We start from the raw sequence: 1,519 nt of genomic DNA, 5'->3' as shown, positions 1-1,519 counted from the left end.
TCAAAGCATCAATGTAAAAGCATAACTTTGAGAGTACTAAAAACGAAGATTATGCAATTACAAGACGCCTTTTCTATTCCAAAGATATTCATTGGTTTAGATATTCACAAAAAAAGCTGGACAGTTTCTATCCAAACAGATTTATTTTTTCACAAGACCTATTCGATGCCTTCTAATGCTGAGGATTTGTACCAATATGTGGAGCGAACATTTCCAGATCACGCTGTGGATTTAGTTTATGAAGCGGGTTGCTGTGGATTCAGCGTAGCTCGATATTTTATGAATTTAGGATGGAACGTTCTAGTCGTTAATCCCTCAGATGTAAAGAGAGGAGATAAAGAGCGCTATCAAAAAACAGATGCCTTAGATTCTAAAAACTTGTCCAATCAATTAAAATCAGGTGTTCTTAAAGGCGTTTTTATTCCCACAGAAGAGCACGAACAATTTACGACCTTGGCTCGTCATAGAACGCAAGTGACCAAGAAACTGCGACAAACCAAATCACATATCAAAAGTATGTTGCTGTTTCATGGAATAAAAGTTCCGGACGAGTTTGATAATTCTAATTGGACTAAAGCTTTTATTGCGTGGTTAGAAGAAATAAAATTCAGTACCGCTTGTGGAGATTTAGCATTGCAAGGAAAAATACGAATGTTCAAGTTTATCAAATCAGAATATTTAGAAATTGCCAATCAAATGCGTGCTTATTGTAGAAAAAACAATAAGAAAGATTACAATCTTTTGAAAAGTATTCCAGGAATAGGAGGATATCTAGCTAGTGTAATCTTGGCAGAATGTGGAGATTTACGTCGGTTCAATAACGAAGGGCAGTTTAGTTCCTACATCGGATTAGTTCCTGGAATGTATAACAGTGGAGAGTCAGAGAAGTGTTTAGGAATCACGCCGAGGAGTCGCTCTCAATTACGCAGTTATTTAGTTGAAGCGGCTTGGATAGCCATTAGAAAAGATACCGAAATGCAAAATTATTACCGAAAACATCAAGGTAAAAACGTAAAAAGTGTCATTATAAAAGTAGCTCATAAAATGGCACGCAGAATTTTATCAGTTATTAAAACCGAAACCGCATATCAAATTAATAGAAATATAGTATTAGTAGAACAATAAAAATAACCTTCTTAACAAGCTCAACAATACAAGAAAAATAGACTACAAAACAGCCATGGTGGTTCCATAAAATGAAGCCACATCTCAAAGTCGGTAGCTATTTTATTATTCTTACAATCATACCGATGCTGGTGGCTGCCATAAGCAGACCACATATAGGAGTGTGAGCTTTAAGATTATAAAAAGAAATATTATGAAGTAAAAGAGGAATTAATTCGTGGCATCATTGAAAAAGTTAGAATAACTTTTTCAGTCCTAAGCCTTCGGCGGACAAAAAGTTGTTTTCCAACTTTTCCAACAAGCCGCTGGAGCGGAATTTTATACTCGAAAAATAACCGACATATAACCCTCTTAAAAGTTGTTTATAACTTAATGATGCTTTACATAGGAATGG

At 35.2% G+C, this 1,519-nt stretch carries 1 protein-coding gene; it reads left to right on the top strand.

The genetic code is table 11. The features are described 5' to 3' along the window. Positions 1-1,125: IS110 family transposase (locus QO200_RS19260; protein ID WP_371543621.1), on the top strand; the 1,125-nt coding region annotated here is incomplete at its 5' end. Positions 1,126-1,519 lie beyond the last annotated feature (394 nt).

It is taken from the genome of Flavobacterium sp. Arc3 (genome assembly GCF_041431375.1).
Taxonomy (GTDB): domain Bacteria; phylum Bacteroidota; class Bacteroidia; order Flavobacteriales; family Flavobacteriaceae; genus Flavobacterium.
Note: the sequence above shows the minus strand (reverse complement) of the source record. Positions and strands in the feature narration are given on the sequence as shown.